Below are 21,994 nucleotides of genomic sequence, written 5' to 3'. Positions count from 1 at the left end.
ATTATATTTATGGTGAAAATTGACGAAGTGTTTTATATTAAATTTATTCTATGAAATTTTATGAAAAACACTTAATCAAAATATCAAATAATTTTGATGAAAACTATATTTTAGTAAAAAATAAGATAAATAATGAAAAAAGATTATTTGAAGAAACTGACCATTATAAAAAAATAATTAATAATAGAAAATTAACAGAAATCGATTTAGATGAAAATGGCTTTGTTGAATAAATCGAACTTTTAGGTGATTGGCGGAGCTGATCGCTAAATTCGTTTCAACATCAGGTCCCCATGGCAAAGCAAAAGTTTAAAATTACCAACTGGCCCGCGTACAACAAGGCACTCAGACAACGCGGTTCCCTGACGGTCTGGCTTGATGAGTCGGCCATCGCTGGATGGACTGACAGTTCTTCGCCTGAAGGTCGTGGCCGGCCGCTTTACTACAGCGATATGGCTGTTACCACTGTCCTGATGATGAAGCGTGTGTTTAACCTGTCGCTCCGGGCATTACAGGGCTTCGTTGATTCGATTTTTAAACTCATGTCTTTGCCGCTGTGCTGTCCGGACTACTCGCTGGTCAGCAGACGAGCAAAGAGCGTCAACATCAGCATAAAAACGCCAACGCGTGGTGAAATCTCGCATCTGGTCATCGACAGTACCGGTCTGAAGGTCTTTGGCGAAGGTGAATGGAAAGTCAGGCAGCATGGGGCTGACAGACGAAGAGTGTGGCGCAAGCTTCATCTGGTCATCGACAGTACCGGTCTGAAGGTCTTTGGCGAAGGTGAATGGAAAGTCAGGCAGCATGGGGCTGACAGACGAAGAGTGTGGCGCAAGCTTCATCTGGCAGCAGACAGTGTGAATCATGAGATTATCTGTGCCGACTTATCGCTCAGCGGAACGACAGATGCGCAGGCACTGCCGGGCCTTATTAACCAAACCCACCGAAAAATCAGGGAAGTGTCAGCAGACGGTGCTTATGACGCCTGTTACTGCCACGATGCGTTGCTAAGAAAGAAAATCAGGCCCCTTATCCCGCCGCGAAGCGGAGCGAAATACTGGCCGGACAAGTACCATGAACGTAACCATGCGGTGGCGAATCAGCGTCTGAGCAGGAGTAATGATATGTGGAAAAAGAAAGTGGGTTATCACCGGCGTTCAGTGGCAGAAACAGCGATGTTCCGCATAAAAACTTTGCTGGGTGGCCATCTGAGGCTGCGTGACTATGAGGCTCAGGTAGGTGAAGCAATGGCGATGGTCAAAGCGCTGAACCGTATGACGTTGTTGGGTATGCCACACAGCGTCAGGATCGGATAACAGCTGTAGCAGAGGGAGCCATCCTGGCGGCTAATTCTGATTTATTCAACAAAGCCATATTTTTATCACTTTCAGGATTAATTTGTTCAGCGCGGTTTTCACTTACATCTTCTAATACATGATAAGCGATAGCACAAAAAAGCGAATTTAATCTTTTCATATCCCCAAGTAAACTAACATGTAAGTTGCTGGTATCGAGACTTTGTACATTTAGCTTATGTAGGCGCTCAACATGCGCATAAGCATAACGTTGATTTAATAATCGGAATCGATGTTTAGCTCTTCGTAATCGACGCGCATTATCTATGTCTCCAGATACGAATACCGACATAGCTAAACTCAAATTATTTTGTAATCGTTCCATAAGAGTATTCAGTTCTTTAGTACCGGCAGGGGAGAAAAAATGTTGCTTATCAAATATTTTTTTAACCACTTCTGTTGCCATACGATTAATGATGGTGGCTGATTGCTGTAAATTCAAAGCAATATCAATAATTTCAGCCCAGCGACGAGAAGCAGCTTCCCCTAGTTGATTTTGCTGAATTTGAGCCAAATAGAGTTTAATACTACTATGTAGCATATCGATCTCTTCTTCCAGGTGTACAATATAACGCCGCTGTATTTTATTGCCCTTTAGAACTTTCAGCCAAACGTTGAACCATTTGCTCAACAATATCCCCCATACGTAGTGTCTCTCTTACCGCATTGGCAATCGCTAATGACGGTGTCTCCAACGCCGCTTTGTCTAAATAACGAGGTGCAAAAACCTCGACCTCTACAGGGGAAATAGGAATAAGACGTTGGCATAAACGCGACATGAATTCGACAAATGGCAGCATTACTAAACAACGCAGTAAATTATAAAATACATGAAAATAGATCACCACTTCAGAGGCATTAAAATTATAATGACCAATCCAAGCAGCTAATGGTTTAATCCAGGGTACAATCATTATTGCACCAATAAGCTTGAATAATAAACTGCCTAAAGCCACTTGCCGTGCCGATCCTCTTTGCTGGCTACTACCTATCATAGCTAATAAACCACTACCGATATTAGAGCCAATAACAATCGAGAAGCTAATATAAAGCGGTACGAGTCCGGCTACACTTAATGTTGCTGTCAACAAAACCGCTGCCAGACTGGAATAGGTGAACATAGCAAATACCGCACCAACTAGTAGTGCTAAAATGGTATCACCGCTTAAAGAGGTAAAAATTGCTTGGATAGCGGATGCATGAGTAATTGGTGTTGCTGAACCAACAATAAGCTTTAAAGCTAATACAATCAGACCTAGGCCAATCGCAACTCGCCCTAATTGACCAGAACGATTTTTTTCTGACTAAGAAAAGTAATAACACCAAATAAAATTAACAATGGTTATAACCATGCCAAATCAAAAGTTAACACCCGGGCCATTATCGCAGTACCGACGTCAGCACCCAACATAATAACCATAGCTGGCGTGATAGAAATTAACCCTTGTGTCACAAAAGAAATAACTAATAATGCCGTCGCATTACTACTTTGTACTAAAGCAGTGACACCAATACCCGCCAAAAATGCGCGCGATTTTTTACCGATACTTTTGCCTAATATTCGGCGTAAATCGCTACCGAAAACTCGCATAAGACCAGTTCGGACAATATATGTGCCCCATACCAATAAAGCCACTGATCATAATAATTCAATTAATGTTAACATTAATTATCCATGCTATTTGTCTACAACTAATTGGCTTTGTTGAATAAATCAGAATTAGCCGCCAGGATGGCTCCCTCTGCTACAGCTGTTATCCGATCCTGACGCTGTGTGGCATACCCAACAACGTCATACGGTTCAGCGCTTTGACCATCGCCATTGCTTCACCTACCTGAGCCTCATAGTCACGCAGCCTCAGATGGCCACCCAGCAAAGTTTTTATGCGGAACATCGCTGTTTCTGCCACTGAACGCCGGTGATAACCCACTTTCTTTTTCCACATATCATTACTCCTGCTCAGACGCTGATTCGCCACCGCATGGTTACGTTCATGGTACTTGTCCGGCCAGTATTTCGCTCCGCTTCGCGGCGGGATAAGGGGCCTGATTTTCTTTCTTAGCAACGCATCGTGGCAGTAACAGGCGTCATAAGCACCGTCTGCTGACACTTCCCTGATTTTCCGGTGGGTTTGGTTAATAAGGCCCGGCAGTGCCTGCGCATCTGTCGTTCCGCTGAGCGATAAGTCGGCACAGATAATCTCATGATTCACACTGTCTGCTGCCAGATGAAGCTTGCGCCACACTCTTCGTCTGTCAGCCCCATGCTGCCTGACTTTCCATTCACCTTCGCCAAAGACCTTCAGACCGGTACTGTCGATGACCAGATGCGAGATTTCACCACGCGTTGGCGTTTTTATGCTGATGTTGACGCTCTTTGCTCGTCTGCTGACCAGCGAGTAGTCCGGACAGCACAGCGGCAAAGACATGAGTTTAAAAATCGAATCAACGAAGCCCTGTAATGCCCGGAGCGACAGGTTAAACACACGCTTCATCATCAGGACAGTGGTAACAGCCATATCGCTGTAGTAAAGCGGCCGGCCACGACCTTCAGGCGAAGAACTGTCAGTCCATCCAGCGATGGCCGACTCATCAAGCCAGACCGTCAGGGAACCGCGTTGTCTGAGTGCCTTGTTGTACGCGGGCCAGTTGGTAATTTTAAACTTTTGCTTTGCCATGGGGACCTGATGTTGAAACGAATTTAGCGATCAGCTCCGCCAATCACCTAAAAGTTCGATTTATTCAACAAAGCCATTTTCATCTAAATCGATTTCTGTTAATTTTCTATTATTAATTATTTTTTTATAATGGTCAGTTTCTTCAAATAATCTTTTTTCATTATTTATCTTATTTTTTACTAAAATATAGTTTTCATCAAAATTATTTGATATTTTGATTAAGTGTTTTTCATAAAATTTCATAGAATAAATTTAATATAAAACACTTCGTCAATTTTCACCATAAATATAATAATTTGTGAGCTTAGTTTATGGTTGATGTTTTCTTTCCACAAAAAAACGGCTTTGTTGAATAAATCGAACTTTTAGGTGATTGGCGGAGCTGATCGCTAAATTCGTTTCAACATCAGGTCCCCATGGCAAAGCAAAAGTTTAAAATTACCAACTGGCCCGCGTACAACAAGGCACTCAGACAACGCGGTTCCCTGACGGTCTGGCTTGATGAGTCGGCCATCGCTGGATGGACTGACTGTTCTTCGCCTGAAGGTCGTGGCCGGCCGCTTTACTACAGCGATATGGCTGTTACCACTGTCCTGATGATGAAGCGTGTGTTTAACCTGTCGCTCCGGGCATTACAGGGCTTCGTTGATTCGATTTTTAAACTCATGTCTTTGCCGCTGTGCTGTCCGGACTACTCGCTGGTCAGCAGACGAGCAAAGAGCGTCAACATCAGCATAAAAACGCCAACGCGTGGTGAAATCTCGCATCTGGTCATCGACAGTACCGGTCTGAAGGTCTTTGGCGAAGGTGAATGGAAAGTCAGGCAGCATGGGGCTGACAGACGAAGAGTGTGGCGCAAGCTTCATCTGGCAGCAGACAGTGTGACTCATGAGATTATCTGTGCCGACTTATCGCTCAGCGGAACGACAGATGCGCAGGCACTGCCGGGCCTGATTAACCAAACCCACCGGAAAATCACGGAAGTGTCAGCAGACGGTGCTTATGACGCCTGTTACTGCCACGATGCGTTGCTAAGAAAGAAAATCAGGCCCCTTATCCCGCCGCGAAGCGGAGCGAAATACTGGCCGGACAAGCACCATGAACGTAACCATGCGGTGGCGAATCAGCGTCTGAGCAGGAGTAATGATATGTGGAAAAAGAAAGTGGGTTATCAACGGCGTTCAGTGGCAGAAACAGCGATGTTCCGCATAAAAACTTTGCTGGGTGGCCATCTGAGCCGGCGTGACTATGAGGCTCAGGTAGGTGAAGCAATGGCGATGGTCAAAGCGCTGAACCGTATGACGTTGTTGGGTATGCCACACAGCGTCAGGATCGGATAACAGCTGTAGCAGAGGGAGCCATCCTGGCGGCTAATTCTGATTTATTCAACAAAGCCCAAAATACTCTTAAAAACTATCTTATGGTTTTCAGAGTGCAACTGAAGTTGCGATGGCTTGTGCAACATTTGGTTTAGTATTTGGTGGATTGATTGGCGGCCCGATAGCGCGCTTCTTGGTTCGTAATATGAAAACACCAGCAGTAAGCCAAAATTCAGAGGATGATAAAGAAACTCCTATGGCATTTGAAAAGCCACAAACTGGACGAGTAATAAGTTCTTTAGTGTTAATAGAAACATTAGCCATGATTGCGATTTGTATGGTGGTGGGTAAATTGGTTTCGCAATGGCTATTGGACAGTTATCAGTTTACTTTACCTACTTTTGTTTGTGTTTTATTTACCGGAGTGATTTTCAGTAATAGCTTATCCTGGGTTGGTTTCTACCGCGTATTTGATCGCGCGGTTTCAGTTTTAGGTAATGTTAGTTTGTCACTTTTTTTGGCGATGGCATTAATGAGTTTAAAACTATGGGAACTTGCTTCGTTAGCCATACCAATGCTCATCATTTTGATAATACAAGCGATTGTGATGGGTTTTTATGCTATTTTTGTTACCTTTCCAGTTATGGGTAAAAATTATGATGCTGCAGTCCTCGCAGCCGGTCATTGTGGTGTTGGCTTAGGGGCAACGCCGTCAGCAATTGCTAATATGCAAGCTGTAACAGAAAGGTGTGGTCCTTCTCATTTGGCTTTTCTTGTGGTACCAATAGTTGGTGCTTTCTTTATCGATATTATTAATGCATTAGTGATTAAATTTTATCTATGGCTACCTATTTTTTCAACGCCAATAATGAATGGATAGTAGAAATGTAATTAATATAACTGAGCCGCTAATATTTAGCGGTTTTTGCCTTAGCAAGTAATCGTTAATTAACTCAAGCGTTGCTATATTGTGAACGTTCAGGTAACCAACGTTCAATCAGCGCATTGGTTTGATTGGGATAATGTTGTTGCAAATATTGGGCGATATTTCTTATTTCAGGCAATAGGTCTTGATCGCGCATTAAATCAGCCACTTTGAATTCTGCATTTCCTGTTTGACGAGTACCTAACAACTCTCCTGGACCACGAATTTCCAAGTCTTTTTGCGCAATGATAAAACCATCATTGCTATCTCTAAGTACCTGTAAACGTAATTTAGTCGCGTAAGTGAGTGGGGTTTTATATAGTAAAACACAATGTGAGGCAATGCTCCCCCGGCCAACCCGGCCTCTTAATTGATGTAACTGAGCAAGCCCTAAACGCTCTGGATTTTCAATAATCATCAAACTGGCGTTTGGCACATCGACACCCACTTCGATAACTGTCGTTGCGACTAATAGTTGTAGTTGATTGGCAGTAAAATCTGCCCTCACGTTTTGTTTTTCTACCGATTTCATCCGTCCATGAACTAAACCAATATTTAATTCAGGCAATAGGCGCGTTAGTTCTTCTTGTGTTGCTTGAGCGGCTTGTGCTTCAAGCACGTCAGAGTCATCAATTAATGTACATACCCAATAAACTTGTCGTTTTTCTATCTGGCAGGCCTGTTTTACTCGTTGAATAACTTCATTGCGGCGGGTGTCAGGAATGGCAACTGTTGTGACAGGAGTTCTGCCTGGAGGTAGTTCATCAATGATTGAATTATCCAGATCCGCATAAGCTGTCATCGCGAGCGTACGTGGGATCGGCGTTGCTGTCATGATTAGCTGATGAGGATAAATGCCGTGTTGCTGACCTTTTTCCCATAGCGCCAGACGTTGATGTACACCAAAGCGATGTTGTTCATCAATGATCACTAATGCTAAGGCGTTGAATTCGACTTGTTGTTGAAAAATGGCATGAGTACCAATTATCATTGCGACTTCACCCTGAGCAATCGCTTTTTGTTGACTCAGTCTGGATTTTCCTTTCTGTTTTCCTGATAACCAACCTACTTGGATACCAAGTGGTTCTAGCCATTGGCGAAAAGTATTGGCATGCTGTTCTGCTAATAATTCGGTAGGTGCCATGAGTGCTGCTTGTTTACCATGTGCGATAGCACGAATTGCGGCAAAGAGCGCCACTAATGTTTTACCTGAACCAACATCGCCTTGCACTAAACGGATCATAGGGCTTGTTTTAGCCAGATCTGCTTCAATTTCACTGACAACTCGTTGTTGGGCTTTGGTTGGAGAATAAGGTAACCGTGCCAGTAATTGATGTTTTAATTTTTCTTCTGCTGGTAATGGCTGGGCGGAAAATTGTTGTGTTTCACTCCGAACCGTTAGCATACTTAGTTGATGGGCTAATAACTCTTCAAATATTAATCTACGTTGCGCCGGATGCTTACCCTTTTCCAGTAGATCCAGAGGGATATCGGGCGGCGGGCGATGAAGTGTTTGAATAGCCTGTGGTAAACTTATCAATCCTCGATTAAATGGCGTCGGGATCAACTCATTGATCGCACAAGTATCAAGTAGCGTTAACGCTTGAGCAATAAGTTTGCGTAAAGTTATCTGACGTATCCCTTCAGTTGTTGGATAAATGGGTGTTAATGTATTTTGTAACTCAATATGTTCGGCATTAGGTTTTATTTTATATTCGGGATGAATAATTTCTGGTCCTAAATTACCTCGCCGGATTTCACCATAAGCGACGACGTATTTGCCGACTGCCAGACTATTTTTCATAGCGGTAGAAAAGTTAAAAAACCGCAGGGTTAATGTTCCTGAGCCATCACTAATTTGGCTGGTCATCATTCGCTTACGTCCAAATGCGATTTTAGTTTGTAATATTTCGCCGCTTACAGTCACAGAGTTACCCGGTTGAACTTCACTAATCGCATAAAGCTGAGTTTGATCTTCATAACGCAAAGGTAGGTGAAAGAGGAGATCTTGGATAGTACGAAGTCCCATTTTATTGAGCTTTTCTGCTTGCGTTTCACCAACACCGTTTAATGATGTTAATGGAATAGCATCAAGTAATTTCCCCCTCATGCGGTTAGTTCTCCAGAGTGCGTTTTTTACCTGGTACTTTAGACGATTGCATAGCTGCCCACCATGCATCACTGGCAACAATTTCGCCATGTTCATTAATTAGTGGTCGGGGAAGTCCTTTATGTTTTGAAACGGTGGCTAATACCGGATAACCGCCCTCAAAAAGCCACGCCTGTTGCTCTTCTTCTGATAGCTGACTAAAAAGGCTGTCATACATATTGGCATTTTGTCTTTGCCGTTGCGCTTCATAAAGAATTAAAGCAGAAGCCACAGAGACATTTAATGACTGTACCATACCCATCATCGGAATATGAATATTGTGATCAGCCAGTGCGAGAGCTTGTTTGGAAATGCCCGCTCGCTCTTGTCCCAAGATGATACAGGTAGTTTGATTATAATCTATTTGACGAAAATCGATCGCTTGGTTGGTAAGATGAGCGGCTAAGATTTGCATGCCCGCAGCTTTACAGGTAGAAATTGCATGTTCAATAGAGGCATGAGTCCTTACTTTTACCCAATGATTACTGCCGGCTGCTGCTGCAGATAAGCTTTTGCTGTTATTTTTACACCAGATTGTATGAATTTGTGGTATTCCAACCGCATCAGCGGTACGGATCACGGCAGAAATATTATGTGGTTTATGAACATTTTCAAGACAAACCGTCAGATCAGGTTGGCGCATGGCGATCACTTGACGAATGCGAGCATAACGTTTTGAATTCATAACTTAGTTCCGGTTACGGCTGATGCGTAAGACATCAGGCATGATACGGATTTTTTTCATAATATTAGCTAATTGAATACGATCCTTAGCGGTTAAGCGAATAAATGCGCAGTAGACACGCCCGTCTTTCTCTTCGATATTCATACTTTGAATACTAGAATTTGCACTATTAATTGCTGCTGTTAAATTAGCTAATGCCCCTTGGTGATTGATCATATCGACTTTAATTTCAGCAATGAAGTTGTTATTAACGCCCTCATCCCACTCTACTTGCATAAATTTCTCAGGCTCTTTTTGATAGCCTCGAATATTACGGCAAGACTCATGGTGTATAACTAAACCTTTACCAGGGCTAATATGAGCAACAATCGGATCACCGGGGATAGGGCGACAACATTTAGCAAAGGTAATTAATACCCCTTCTGCTCCTTTGATTGGTAGTTTACTACGGCTATCACTATTATCTGTGATAACGTTATTTATACTAGCATTACCTAACAAATTATGCGCTACAACGACACTCATGGTATTGCCAAGGCCAACTTCAGCGAGCAAATCATCAATTGAGTGAAGTTTCATTCTTACTAATTCTTTATTGATATTCTCTTGCGGAATATCGCCCAGTTTGTTGCCATTGCCTAAAGCGTGGTTTAGTAAACGGCGGCCTAAACTAATTGAATCTTCTCGTTTAACGTTTTGAAGTAATTGGCGTATTTTTGCTCTGGCTTTGGAACTAACAACGAAATTCAACCAAGCTGCGTTTGGCCTTGCGCCAGGTGCGGTAATAATTTCTATGGTTTGCCCGGTATTTAACGATTGAGACAAAGGATAGGGTTGGCGATCTACGCGGGCTCCAACACAAGCATGACCTATATCGGTATGAACAGCATAGGCGAAATCAACTGGGGTTGCGCCAGTAGGCAATTCGACAATTCTACCTTCGGGGGTAAAAACATAGATTTCGTCAGGAAAAAGATCTGATTTTACACTTTCGATGAATTCAAAAGAATTACCTGCACTTTGTTGAAGTTCTAATAGGCTTTGCATCCAGCGTTGTGCTCTCATTTGAGCGGTTGTGCTAGATTCTCCTTGTTCTTTATATGCCCAGTGAGCAGCGACACCCATTTCTGCCATTTGATCCATATCTTCGGTACGAATTTGTACTTCAATAGGTACGCCATGTGGGCCAATCATTGATGTATGTAAAGATTGATAGCCATTTGCTTTTGGGATCGCAATATAATCTTTCACTCGCCCTGGCCGAGGATTATATAAACTATGTACCTGCCCAAGAACGCTATAACATGTATCAACGTCTTTAACAATAATCCGAAAGGCATAAATATCCATAATTGAGTGGAAGCGTTGCTCTTTCAGGTGCATTTTGCGATATATTGAATAGAGATGTTTTTCTCGACCACATACTCGGCAAGGGATCTTGGCTTCCAATAATCGACCTTCAATTTCTGCCAAGATTTTTTGTATCATCTCTTTTCGGTTACCACGAGCGGCTTTTACAACCTCTTTAATAACTCGGTAGCGATTGGGATAGAACGCTTCAAAGCCTAGTTCTTCCAATTCAGTTTTGAGATTATGAATACCAAGACGATGTGCCAGCGGGCTATAAATTTCTAATGTTTCTCTCGCGATTCGGCGGCGCTTATCAGCACGAAGGGAACCTAAAGTACACATATTGTGCGTTCGATCGGCGAGTTTGATTAAAATGACACGGATATCTTGCACCATGGCCATAATCATTTTGCGAAAATTTTCTGCTTGAGCTTCTTTTTTATCACGAAAATTGAGTTTGTCGAGTTTTGATACCCCTTCAACCAGGCCAGCAACGGTTTTACCAAAAAGCTGTTTTATATCCTGAAAAGTTGTCGGGGTATCCTCGATAATGTCGTGTAATAATGCGGCCATTAATGTTTCATGATCTAAACGCATTTCCGCTAAAATGCATGCCACCGCGACTGGATGGGTAATATAAGGTTCACCACTTGAACGGGTTTGGCCTTCATGTGCCTCCCGGGCGACAAGATAAGCTTGTTTCAGTAACGATATATGCTCTTTTGGCAGATAGTCCTGAACGATTTGATTGAGGCTTTCAAACAGGTACAAGGCAGGCCTACCTTTTCAGTTAACGACGACCTTCAGCAATAGCGGACACTGCTTGCATTTCTGCCGCCTCTTGCTCATGCTGTTCTTGACGTTCGCGGACATCAAGAATTTGAGCATTAATCAACCCTGATTCTATTTCGCGCAGTGAAATAACAGTGACCTTATCGTTTTCTTCTTTAACTAAAGGATTTTTACCATTAATTTGTAATTGACGCGCACGCCGTGCCGCCACTAAAACCAAGTCGAAACGATTACCAATTTTTTCTACTGCATTTTGAACTGTTACACGTGCCATAATATGACTCCAAAGATAAAGAAATGACCGGATATAATACTGAACCTTTACTCAGTCTGCCAATAATTTATTAATTAAAGTATTATGTCGCTGAATCTGACGTTCTAAACGTAGACGCTCAGATCGAATAATAGATTGTAAATCTCCCAATGCAGTATTGAAATCATCATTAACAATAATGTAATCATATTCGTTATAATGTTTTATTTCAGCGACCGCGTGTGCCATCCGCTGGTTAATCGTTTCTTCGCTATCTTGCCCGCGACCACGTAACCGGCGTAGTAACTCATTTTTAGAAGGCGGTAAGATAAAAATAGTGCGAGCGGAAGGCATTTTTTGGCGAATATGCAGTGCGCCTTGCCAATCAATATCTAAAAATACATCGACACCGCTATTAATAATTTTTTCAATAACTGCCCGGGAAGTTCCATAATAATTGCCGAAAACGCAGGCATATTCAAGAAAATAATTATGCTCAATCATTTGCTGAAATTTGCTTTCAGTAATGAAATAGTAATGTTCACCGTTTTTTTCACCAGGGCGTATCGCTCTAGTGGTATGCGAAATAGAAACTTGTGTGTCATATAAAGGCTGAGTTTTTAATAAAGCCTGAATAAGACTCGATTTACCTGCACCACTTGGGGCAGACACGATATATAACGTTCCTTGGATCATGATGATTTCTTGATTAATAGGCTAATTAATTAATAAAAATTTTTTAAAAAGTACAAAAGCTCTTGAATAGTATACACATGCAATCAGTAACATACAGCTTTAGTAACATTTTTAATGAAAGATCTGAATTATTTTTGAAAATAATTACCATTTTTGCAAAGTGCTTTGAGAAAAAATGATTCATAAATATCTTCATAATTATTTTCTATTTACTACTTCCCAATCATGGGAATTGTATATTGAAAGTATTTTTCGTGAATGAAATAAATAGATGATTAAATTTATGCATGGATGCTGCTGATTATGAGATCTTTTATTTTAATTTCAGTCTACTATCGTCAGAGCTTTTTTTTATTATTGATTTTGCTAAATATAAACTCATCAATAGCGAAAAGCGGCTTTGTTGAATAAATCAGAATTAGCCGCCAGGATGGCTCCCTCTGCTACACCTGTTATCCGATCCTGACGCTGTGTGGCATACCCAACAACGTCATACGGTTCAGCGCTTTGACCATCGCCATTGCTTCACCTACCTGAGCCTCATAGTCACGCAGCCTCAGATGGCCACCCAGCAAAGTTTTTATGCGGAACATCGCTGTTTCTGCCACTGAACGCCAGTGATAACCCACTTTCTTTTTCCACATATCATTACTCCTGCTCAGACGCTGATTCGCCACCGCATGGTTACGTTCATGGTACTTGTCCGGCCAGTATTTCGCTCCGCTTCGCGGCGGGATAAGGGGCCTGATTTTCTTTCTTAGCAACGCATCGTGGCGGTAACAGGCGTCATAAGCACCGTCTGCTGACACTTCCCTGATTTTCCGGTGGGTTTGGTTAATCAGGCCCGGCAGTGCCTGCTCATCTGTCGTTCCGTTGAGCGATAAGTCGGCACAGATAATCTCATGAGTCACACTGTCTGCTGCCAGATGAAGCTTGCGCCACACTCTTCGTCTGTCAGCCCCATGCTGCCTGACTTTCCTTTCACCTTCGCCAAAGACCTTCAGAACGGTACTGTCGATGACCAGATGCGAGATTTCACCACGCGTTGGCGTTTTTATGCTGATGTTGACGCTCTTTGCTCGTCTGCTGACCAGCGAGTAGTCCGGACAGCACAGCGGCAAAGACATGAGTTTAAAAATCGAATCAACGAAGCCCTGTAATGCCCGGAGCGACAGGTTAAACACACGCTTCATCATCAGGACAGTGGTAACAGCCATATCGCTGTAGTAAAGCGGCCGGCCACGACCTTCAGGCGAAGAACTGTCAGTCCATCCAGCGATGGCCGACTCATCAAGCCAGACCGTCAGGGAACCGCGTTGTCTGAGTGCCTTGTTGTACGCGGGCCAGTTGGTAATTTTAAACTTTTGCTTTGACATGGGGACCTGATGTTGAAACGAATTTAGCGATCAGCTCCGCCAATCACCTAAAAGTTCGATTTATTCAACAAAGCCGCGAAAAGCATGCAATGCCCTGATTGGCCTGAATTAGTTTTGCATAGGGAAATTACAGCAGTTAATTCAAAATTAAAAAGATGGAATAAAGCATATTATATTAATGGTCAAAGTTTGGTTAATGATGAAACTTATGATCAAATTTATGCGTTATGGAAACATTGGTCAAATTGCCTTCATCAGCCGATAGATAAAATTCATTCGCTTTCTTTACCCGTTAAAGGAAGAAAAGTTCATCCAGTTGCTCATACTGGCTTAAAAAAGATAACCGTTGATGAAGTCGCTAGATGGATAGCGGGTCGTTATGAAGTTTGTTTACAACCTAAAGTCGATGGTGTGTCTGTTACATTGGTTTATCGAAAGGGTAAATTGGCTGCATTAATTAGTCGGGGTAATGGTGTAGAAGGGATTGATTGGTCTAAAAAAGCTGATTTTCTGCCCGCAATTCCCAAAAAAATCCCAAATCATGCCTCTCAATTAATATTACAAGGTGAACTATTTTGGTATCAGTCTGGTCACTAACAAGCCATTATGGGTGGCGCTAATGCTCGTAACAAAGTTGCCGGCTGGTTAATGCGAAAAAATTTATTGGTTCTACAAGAGAAACAAATTGGAATATTTGTTTGGAGTTGGCCTAATGGGCCATCGAATATGCAAACACAATTTGAACAATTAGAAAGTTGGGGTTTTCCGTTAACGAAACGCTATTCTCATTTGGTCAGTAGTGTTGATCAAATTACACAGTGGCAACGCTATTATTACAATCAACCAATGCCTTTTGCAACAGATGGTATTGTATTAAAACAACTCCCCTATACTTTAGGCCAATATTTGCAAGTGGGCATAAATAACTGGTCTGTTGCCTGGAAATATCCGACACCACATAAGGTTGCTCAAGTTAAAACCGTTAAATTTAATATAGGCAGAACCGGAAAAATCAATCCTGTCATTGTTGTTTTACCCGTGGAAATTGATGGAAAACAGATCCTGCATATTAGTATGGGGTCATTAAACCGTTGGCAAGGGATGAAAATTTTGCCTGGAGACACGATACAAATATCATTATCTGGTCATGTGATCCAGAAATTTGACAAAATTGTTTGGCGAATTAAACAGCAGAAAATGCTGTCCGTACCAGAGCAAAAAAATTATCATCCATTAAGCTGCTTCTATTACTCAATGAGATGCGAAAGTCAATTTGTTGCTCGCTTAGTTTGGTTGGCAAAACAGCTTAAAATGCAAGGGATCAATGAAAAAGGCTGGTTAGAATTAATAAGAGCTGGAAAAATAACCAATTTAATAGATTGGGCTACTTTAACCCTGTAACAAATCAATGAAGTGGCAATGTTTAACGCCATTAAAGGAAAATCTATTTATCAACAATTTTTATCAGCTCAAAAACAGCCTTTTTCTAATTGGTTAAAAGGGCTTGGAGTTCCTTTACCAGAAAAGCTTTTTAGCAAAATAACCTGTTGGGATGATTTATCATCTAAAGAGATAAATAGTGATATTTTATCTCGTAAACAACAGAAAAAGTTAGCGCAGTTTATTGAGCATAAAGATGTTAAACAGCTTGTAAAAATTTTGCGCCAAATTAATATAAATGGATTTACCAATGATAATCAGTTTAAGTAAAAAGTTACTGATTTAATTAGATATATGTAGATCTTAATCATTATGTTCATAATTGAATACTGGTAATCCTAATCGATAACGAATGGCAAGTAGACGTGCGGTTAAACCAGCGATTAAGGTGATGATAATAACCATATCTTTAGGTAGTGGAGTATGTAGTATTAATCCGATATAAAGCCATGCTGTAGCAAAGGAGATGCCAGCGTATATCTCTTTTTGAAAAACCATCGGAATTGTATTACATAACATATCGCGCAGTACGCCACCGAAAACACCCGTGACGACGGCTGCAATAGCGGCAATAATATAACTATAATTCATATCGAGCGCTATTTGAGCGCCAATAATGGAAAAGACAATAAGACCAATCGCATCCAAAATTAAAAATAAACGTCGTAAATGTTTCATCATTGGCGCCAGCCAGATAGTAATAACTATAACTGCCACTGCCGCACAAGCAACAATGACAATATATTCAGGATGTTTAACCCAACCAAGAGGATAGTTTCCTAATAAAATATCGCGTACAGAACCGCCGCCAATTGCGGTTGCTGATGCAATAATAATAACACCGAAAACATCCATCTTACGACGGCCTGCGGCTAAAGCACCTGTCATAGCTTCAGCTGTAATACCAATGATATAAAGTATGCTAAGTAACATAATGATTTTTAGATACGATAACCCTTAAGGTTTAAAGTTGTATTATAAAAATAAAGTATTGACTAATATTTTTGTCATGCTCACAGAATTATATTATTTTTTATCGTTCACCATAAAAGAGTGCGGATAATAAAATGTTTTATCAAGAACAGCAGATTACTTTGGATAAACGTAATCATCAATTGACAAATATAAACGTATGGACATCAGATAGCCAGTGGCTAGTTTTTGATGTACTGCCAAATAGTGCCTCTTTTACTAGGTTAACGATAGAAACAGTTAATATTAACACGCAACAACAAAAACAGATCTATGGCGCGAAAAATGGCGCGTATGTTGGTGTTGTTACGGTAAGTAGTGAAAATCCACCCAGATATGCTTTTATTCATGACCCGGAAAATCCCGATAAAAATTGGCATTCCGATTTTCATCATCGTCGAGGTGTAATTGTCAACGATATGGCCCCTAATATTACAGAAAATATTTAGGCCATGTGTATTACGCCTCCTTTTTTAGCAGGTGCATTGAGAGGAGGCACGCATGTCCATGTCTTTAGTTCAGATAATAGCAGGCTGAGTTTTACCTATAATGATCACGTGATGCATGAGTATGATCCGGGGCTTTGTTGAATAAATCGAACTTTTAGGTGATTGGCGGAGCTGATGGCTAAATTCGTTTCAACATCAGGTCCCATGGCAAAGCAAAAGTTTAAAATTACCAACTGGCCCGCGTACAACAAGGCACTCAGACAACGCGGTTCCCTGACGGTCTGGCTTGATGAGTCGGCCATCGCTGGATGGACTGACAGTTCTTCGCCTGAAGGTCGTGGCCGGCCGCTTTACTACAGCGATATGGCTGTTACCACTGTCCTGATGATGAAGCGTGTGTTTAACCTGTCGCTCCGGGCATTACAGGGCTTCGTTGATTCGATTTTTAAACTCATGTCTTAGCCGCTGTGCTGTCCGGACTACTCGCTGGTCAGCAGACGAGCAAAGAGCGTCAACATCAGCATAAAAACGCCAACGCGTGGTGAAATCTCGCATCTGGTCATCGACAGTACCGGTCTGAAGGTCTTTGGCGAAGGTGAATGGAAAGTCAGGCAGCATGGGGCTGACAGACGAAGAGTGTGGCGCAAGCTTCATCTGGCAGCAGACAGTGTGAATCATGAGATTATCTGTGCCGACTTATCGCTCAGCGGAACGACAGATGCGCAGGCACTGCCGGGCCTGATTAACCAAACCCACCGGAAAATCACGGAAGTGTCAGCAGACGGTGCTTATGACGCCTGTTCCTGCCAAGATGCGTTGCTAAGAAAGAAAATCAGGCCCCTTATCCCGCCGCGAAGCGGAGCGAAATACTGGCCGGACAAGTACCATGAACGTAACCATGCGGTGGCGAATCAGCGTCTGAGCAGGAGTAATGATATGTGGAAAAAGAAAGTGGGTTATCACTGGCGTTCAGTGGCAGAAACAGCGATGTTCCGCATAAAAACTTTGCTGGGTGGCCATCTGAGGCTGCGTGACTATGAGGCACAGGTAGGTGAAGCAATGGCGATGGTCAAAGCGATGAACCGTATGACGTTGTTGGGTATGCCACACAGCGTCAGGATCGGATAACAGCTGTAGCAGAGGGAGCCATCCTGTCGGCTAATTCTGATTTATTCAACAAAGCCACTTAAATATATAAAACCGACAATTGAATTACTTTCACAAATGATATCCCATTTTTGCTTGAAAAAATAAACTACTAAATTGGGAATAAAATAAGACCAGCTCTATCTTTTTTCGACTACCGCACCATGATTGTGCTTTAATAGCATCCGCTTTGCACAATAATGGTGCAGTTTATTATTCGATTTATGATTATTTACTAATAAATCATTAAAAAAGCATCTATTATCAGTTATAAAAATTTGGCATGATTTTCGCATAATAATTAACTATAGTAAAACTTTTTGGCGCTATGTTCAAAATAGGATCCAATCAGGAGAATCTTTATGTCTGTTGAGCATGTTTTATCCATGATCAAAGAGCACCATGTTAAATATATTGATCTACGCTTTACCGATACCAGAGGTAAAGAACAGCATATCACTATCCCTGCTCACAAAATTAACCAAGATTTCTTTGAAGAAGGTAAAATGTTTGACGGTTCGTCAATTGCCGGTTGGAAAGGAATTAATGAGTCAGATATGATGCTTATGCCTGATCCTGAGACGGCAGTATTAGATCCTTTTTTTAGTGATTCAACCATAATTATTCACTGTGATATCCTAGAGCCCCACACTCATCAGGGCTACGAACGAGATCCTCGTTCAATTTCTAAACGCGCCGAAAATTTCTTACGTAGTAGCGGTATTGCAGATACGATATTATTTGGACCTGAACCTGAATTCTTTGTGTTTGACGATATTCGCTTTGGTAACAATATTTCTGGTGCTTATTATCATATCGATGATGTTGAAGCAGCCTGGAATTCTGGCGCACATTATGAAGATGGTAATAAAGGTCATCGGCCAAGCGTTAAAGGTGGTTATTTTCCTGTCCCTCCCGTCGACTCTTCACAAAATATGCGCTCCGCTATGTGTTCCACCATGGAGAAAATGGGATTAATTGTTGAAGCACACCACCATGAAGTTGCCACCGCAGGCCAAAACGAGGTTGCTACCCGTTTTAATACCATGACTAAAAAGGCCGATGAAACACAAATATACAAATACGTGGTGCACAATATTGCCCATTCTTTTGGTAAAACAGCAACATTTATGCCAAAACCACTAGTGGGTGATAATGGCTCTGGTATGCACTGTCATATGTCACTGGAAAAAAATGGCAGCAACTTGTTTGCCGGTGATAAATATGGCGGGTTATCTGAAATGGCACTTTATTATATTGGAGGTATTATTAAACATGCGCGAGCTTTAAATGCCTTTACTAATCCAACCACCAACTCTTATAAACGTCTGGTGCCAGGTTTTGAAGCACCTGTAATGTTGGCTTACTCCGCACGTAATCGTTCAGCTTCTATTCGCATTCCAATCATTGCTAATCCTAGGGCATCGCGTATTGAGGTTCGTTTCCCAGACCCGGCTGCCAATCCGTACTTAGCCTTTGCGTCACAATTGATGGCAGGTCTCGATGGAATTATTAATAAAATTCATCCGGGTGAAGCGATGGACAAAAATTTATATGATTTACCAGCAGAAGAAGCACAAGAGATCCCAACCGTTGCCAGTTCACTGGAAGAAGCACTACAGGCATTGGATGCTGATCGGGAGTTTTTGAAACGGGGTGAAGTATTTACTGATGAAACGATCGATGCTTATATCAATTTATTAAAAGGTGATGTTCAACGTATTCGGATGGCACCTCACCCATTAGAGTTCGAAATATACTACAGCGTTTGATAAGCCATTCTCCGCTGAGTATTTTTGTTGTATTGTAATATTTACCTCATCTTTTGATGAGGTTTTTTTGCATGAAAATTGAACAAAAACTCTTGGTTTATACTCAAATATGTTAATATGCACTAAAAAGGTGCAGGAGTAAGACCAAGTGAAAATTGATAATTTACCAATTGGCGATCATATTTTAGATTGTTTATTGCATAATATTCTATTACTCGATAATGAACTCATTATCCATTACGCTAATCATGCTAGCCGCCAATTTTTTTTAGCTAGCCCAAGAAAATTACTAGGTACACCGCTACCAGTACTGTTTGATTATTGTTCGCTTAATATGGATTTAATGCAAAAAAAATAAAAACAAATCTAAGCTTTACCGATAATGACGTTACTCTGGTTATTAATAATCACTCTTATATCGTGACTATCAGTGCGCAGCCCATTTCACCATGCTTTATTTTGTTAGAATTTTCGCCAGTCAATCACCATCGCCGTTTAGATCAAGAACAATCATTACAAAGCGCATCACGTGAGTTAATCCGTACCTTAGCTCATGAGATAAAAAATCCATTAGGTGGTTTACGTGGAGCAGCTCAGCTGTTAGGCAAAACCCTTTCTAATTCTAATCAGTTGGAATATACCCAAGTTATTATTGAGCAAGCCGATCGCTTGCGTAATTTAGTTGATCGTCTACTTGGACCCCAACATCCTGGCGCAAAAACAAAACAGAATATTCATCAAGTTGTTGAGCGTACTTACCATTTAATATCACTGACACTACCGGAAAATATTAAACTAATAAAAGACTATGATCCCAGTTTACCTGAATTTGCACACTATCCGGAACAAATTGAACAGGTATTACTCAATTTAAGCCAAAACGCGATACAAGCAATGGAAGAAAACGGCGGAACCTTGATTATACGGACTCGCACCGCATTTCGAGTGACATTACATGGAAAAACGTATCGACTTGCTGCCCGGATCGATATTGAAGATAATGGTCCAGGCATCCCGTCACAAATACAAGACACGCTGTTTTATCCAAGGGTCAGTCATCGTAAAGGTGGCAATGGTTTAGGACTCTCAATTGCACAAAATATTATTGATCAGCATGCTGGCAGGATCGAATTTTCCAGTTGGACTGGCGATACACAATTTTCGATTTATCTTCCTATTAAGAATTAGGTAACTGATATGCAAAAAGTTACGGTGTGGATCATTGATGATGATAATGCCATTCGTTGGGTTTTAGAACGAGCGTTAAATAATGCCAACATGGAATGTCGCAGTTTTGAAGATATTCAAAGTGTACTGACTGCATTAGAGAAAACCTGTCCGGATGTTTTAATCTCTGATATCCATATGCCAGAAAACGATGGATTATAATTACTGACAAGACTTAAACAAAGTCATCCTAAATTACCGATTATTATTATGACTGCCCATTCAGATCTCAATACCGCAGTTAATGCCTATCAACAAGGTGCTTTTGATTATTTGCCAAAACCTTTTGATATTGACGAAACGATATCGTTGGTTGAACGCGCACTTAATTATTATCGCAATCAACAATCGAGTCGTGGATCAAATTCTTTTTCGGCCGCTCCTGTCACCAAGATTATTGGTGAAGCACCAGCCATGCAGGAAGTTTATCGAATTATCGGTCGCTTATCCCGCTCCTCGATTAGTGTACTTATTAATGGTGAGTCAGGCACTGGTAAAGAGTTAATTGCGGATGCACTTCATCGCCATAGTCCTAAAGCAGCAGGGCCTTTTATTGCGTTAAATATGGCGGCTATCCCTAAAGATCTGATTGAATCTGAGTTATTTGGCCATGAAAAAGGCGCTTTTACTGGCGCCAGTCAGGTCAGGCAAGGGCGCTTCGAGCAAGCGCATGGTGGTTCACTTTTCCTCGATGAAATTGGTGACATGCCACTTGATATACAAACTCGCCTTTTACGCGTATTGGCAGAAGGCCAGTTTTATCGGGTTGGTGGTTATACACCGATTAAAGTTGATGTCCGTATTATTGCCGCAACCCATCAATGCCTTGAGCAACTAGTACAAGAAGGAAAATTTAGAGAAGATCTCTTTCATCGCCTCAATGTGATCCGCATTCCGCTTCCACCATTGCGTGAACGGACTGCAGATATTCCACATTTGGCCAGCCATTTTTTACGCCAAACAGCACAAGAACTTGGCGTCGAGATCAAAATTTTGGCACCACAGACAGAAATTATCTTAATGTCTTTACCTTGGACGGGTAATGTACGCCAGTTAGAAAACGTCTGTCGTTGGCTTACAGTTATGTCTTCCAGCCAAGTGATATTGCCGCAAGATCTGCCAAGCGATTTGCAACAAAATCAACAATTTCTCTATTCGCCTAAAAAGAAACCTGCGGCAAATAACGAAATATGGCTTGATCCACTTGCCAATTGGACAAAAACCGCCCTCGAAAATAATAAACAGAATTTACTACAGGAAGTTTTACCGCAGATGGAACGTACAATGCTTGCATGCGCTTTAATCCATACCAAAGGCCATAAACAAGAAGCCGCTCGCTTACTCGGCTGGGGGAGAAATACTATTACGCGTAAATTGAAAGAATTTGGTATCGAGTAGTAAAAAAGAGCT

At 41.6% G+C, this 21,994-nt stretch carries 15 protein-coding genes and 7 pseudogenes; 12 read left to right on the top strand and 10 right to left on the bottom strand.

Annotation, left to right across the window (positions count from 1 at the left end):
- Window positions 1–177: 177 nt before the first annotated feature.
- The gene (locus E3U36_RS13010) at window positions 178–300 is read right to left on the bottom strand and encodes a hypothetical protein (protein ID WP_255479074.1); all 123 of its coding nucleotides are present in this window, start codon (window positions 298–300) and stop codon (window positions 178–180) included.
- On the opposite strand from E3U36_RS13010, the gene E3U36_RS08950 reads away from it, so the two are divergent.
- Window positions 294–1,316 (top strand): IS5 family transposase, encoded by a 1,023-nt coding sequence (locus tag E3U36_RS08950; RefSeq protein ID WP_180816294.1) that lies wholly within the window; start codon window positions 294–296, stop codon window positions 1,314–1,316. The genes E3U36_RS13010 and E3U36_RS08950 overlap by 7 nt on opposite strands.
- 94 nt (window positions 1,317–1,410) lie before the next feature.
- Here the strand turns inward: E3U36_RS08950 and E3U36_RS08945 are convergent.
- Window positions 1,411–2,991, bottom strand: a pseudogene (locus E3U36_RS08945) (Na/Pi cotransporter family protein); the annotation flags it as partial.
- A 118-nt stretch (window positions 2,992–3,109) separates the two neighbouring features.
- Window positions 3,110–4,033: an IS5 family transposase gene (locus tag E3U36_RS08940; RefSeq protein WP_180816122.1), complete on the bottom strand. Its 924-nt coding sequence runs from the start codon at window positions 4,031–4,033 to the stop codon at window positions 3,110–3,112.
- Between E3U36_RS08940 and E3U36_RS13005 the strand changes: the two genes are divergently transcribed.
- The 3 genes and pseudogenes from E3U36_RS13005 to gltS form a co-directional block, all read left to right on the top strand.
- A complete protein-coding gene (locus E3U36_RS13005; protein WP_255479074.1) occupies window positions 4,027–4,149 on the top strand; it encodes a hypothetical protein in 123 nt (40 codons plus the stop codon). The genes E3U36_RS08940 and E3U36_RS13005 overlap by 7 nt on opposite strands.
- A 300-nt stretch (window positions 4,150–4,449) precedes the next feature.
- A complete protein-coding gene (locus tag E3U36_RS08935) occupies window positions 4,450–5,373 on the top strand; it encodes an IS5 family transposase (RefSeq protein WP_180816293.1) in 924 nt (307 codons plus the stop codon).
- A gap of 79 nt (window positions 5,374–5,452) precedes the next feature.
- Window positions 5,453–6,232: pseudogene (gltS, locus tag E3U36_RS08930) on the top strand (sodium/glutamate symporter); the annotation flags it as partial.
- A 73-nt stretch (window positions 6,233–6,305) separates the two neighbouring features.
- Here the strand turns inward: gltS and recG are convergent.
- The 6 genes from recG to E3U36_RS08900 all read right to left on the bottom strand — a co-directional run bounded on the left by recG (window position 6,306) and on the right by E3U36_RS08900 (window position 13,578).
- Window positions 6,306–8,387 (bottom strand): ATP-dependent DNA helicase RecG, encoded by a 2,082-nt coding sequence (recG, locus tag E3U36_RS08925; RefSeq protein ID WP_180817605.1) that lies wholly within the window; start codon window positions 8,385–8,387, stop codon window positions 6,306–6,308.
- 4 nt (window positions 8,388–8,391) lie between these two features.
- On the bottom strand, window positions 8,392–9,111 hold the full coding sequence (gene trmH / locus E3U36_RS08920; protein WP_180816291.1) for a tRNA (guanosine(18)-2'-O)-methyltransferase TrmH: 720 nt from the start codon (window positions 9,109–9,111) through the stop codon (window positions 8,392–8,394).
- A gap of 3 nt (window positions 9,112–9,114) precedes the next feature.
- A complete protein-coding gene (spoT, locus tag E3U36_RS08915; protein ID WP_180816290.1) occupies window positions 9,115–11,232 on the bottom strand; it encodes a bifunctional GTP diphosphokinase/guanosine-3',5'-bis pyrophosphate 3'-pyrophosphohydrolase in 2,118 nt (705 codons plus the stop codon).
- Between the two features lie 19 nt (window positions 11,233–11,251).
- Window positions 11,252–11,527, bottom strand: coding sequence for a DNA-directed RNA polymerase subunit omega (rpoZ, locus tag E3U36_RS08910; protein WP_180816289.1), 276 nt, complete (start codon window positions 11,525–11,527; stop codon window positions 11,252–11,254).
- Between the two features lie 51 nt (window positions 11,528–11,578).
- Entirely contained in the window at window positions 11,579–12,202 is a 624-nt protein-coding gene (gmk, locus tag E3U36_RS08905; protein WP_180816288.1) for a guanylate kinase, read from the bottom strand.
- A 452-nt stretch (window positions 12,203–12,654) separates the two neighbouring features.
- Entirely contained in the window at window positions 12,655–13,578 is a 924-nt protein-coding gene (locus tag E3U36_RS08900; RefSeq protein ID WP_180816287.1) for an IS5 family transposase, read from the bottom strand.
- Between the two features lie 84 nt (window positions 13,579–13,662).
- Here E3U36_RS08900 and E3U36_RS12760 point away from each other — a divergent pair.
- From E3U36_RS12760 to E3U36_RS08885, 3 genes and pseudogenes are all read left to right on the top strand, one after another.
- Window positions 13,663–14,517, top strand: a pseudogene (locus E3U36_RS12760) (NAD-dependent DNA ligase LigB); the annotation flags it as partial.
- Window positions 14,491–14,979 (top strand): hypothetical protein, encoded by a 489-nt coding sequence (locus E3U36_RS12755; RefSeq protein WP_238337557.1) that lies wholly within the window; start codon window positions 14,491–14,493, stop codon window positions 14,977–14,979. The pseudogene E3U36_RS12760 and the gene E3U36_RS12755, both read left to right, overlap by 27 nt.
- 12 nt (window positions 14,980–14,991) lie before the next feature.
- On the top strand, window positions 14,992–15,288 hold the full coding sequence (locus tag E3U36_RS08885; RefSeq protein ID WP_180816284.1) for a hypothetical protein: 297 nt from the start codon (window positions 14,992–14,994) through the stop codon (window positions 15,286–15,288).
- Window positions 15,289–15,321: 33 nt separating this feature from the next.
- Here the strand turns inward: E3U36_RS08885 and E3U36_RS08880 are convergent, their stop codons facing one another.
- The gene (locus E3U36_RS08880) at window positions 15,322–15,951 is read right to left on the bottom strand and encodes a trimeric intracellular cation channel family protein (protein WP_180816283.1); all 630 of its coding nucleotides are present in this window, start codon (window positions 15,949–15,951) and stop codon (window positions 15,322–15,324) included.
- 134 nt (window positions 15,952–16,085) lie between these two features.
- Here E3U36_RS08880 and E3U36_RS08875 point away from each other — a divergent pair.
- The 5 genes and pseudogenes from E3U36_RS08875 to glnG all read left to right on the top strand — a co-directional run.
- A pseudogene (locus E3U36_RS08875) lies at window positions 16,086–16,574 on the top strand (DUF3748 domain-containing protein); the annotation flags it as partial.
- A 69-nt stretch (window positions 16,575–16,643) separates the two neighbouring features.
- Window positions 16,644–17,567, top strand: a pseudogene (locus E3U36_RS08870) (IS5 family transposase).
- A gap of 380 nt (window positions 17,568–17,947) precedes the next feature.
- Window positions 17,948–19,357 carry a glutamate--ammonia ligase gene (glnA, locus tag E3U36_RS08865; protein ID WP_180816282.1) on the top strand — a complete coding sequence of 470 codons (1,410 nt, stop codon included), beginning with the start codon at window positions 17,948–17,950 and terminating at the stop codon, window positions 19,355–19,357.
- Window positions 19,358–19,505: 148 nt separating this feature from the next.
- Window positions 19,506–20,545 (top strand): annotated as a pseudogene (glnL, locus tag E3U36_RS08860) (nitrogen regulation protein NR(II)).
- A 9-nt stretch (window positions 20,546–20,554) separates the two neighbouring features.
- A pseudogene (gene glnG / locus E3U36_RS08855) lies at window positions 20,555–21,982 on the top strand (nitrogen regulation protein NR(I)).
- Window positions 21,983–21,994 lie beyond the last annotated feature (12 nt).

Source organism: Arsenophonus endosymbiont of Aphis craccivora, assembly GCF_013460135.1.
Taxonomy (GTDB): Bacteria; Pseudomonadota; Gammaproteobacteria; order Enterobacterales; family Enterobacteriaceae; genus Arsenophonus; species Arsenophonus nilaparvatae.
Note: the sequence above shows the minus strand (reverse complement) of the source record. Positions and strands in the feature narration are given on the sequence as shown.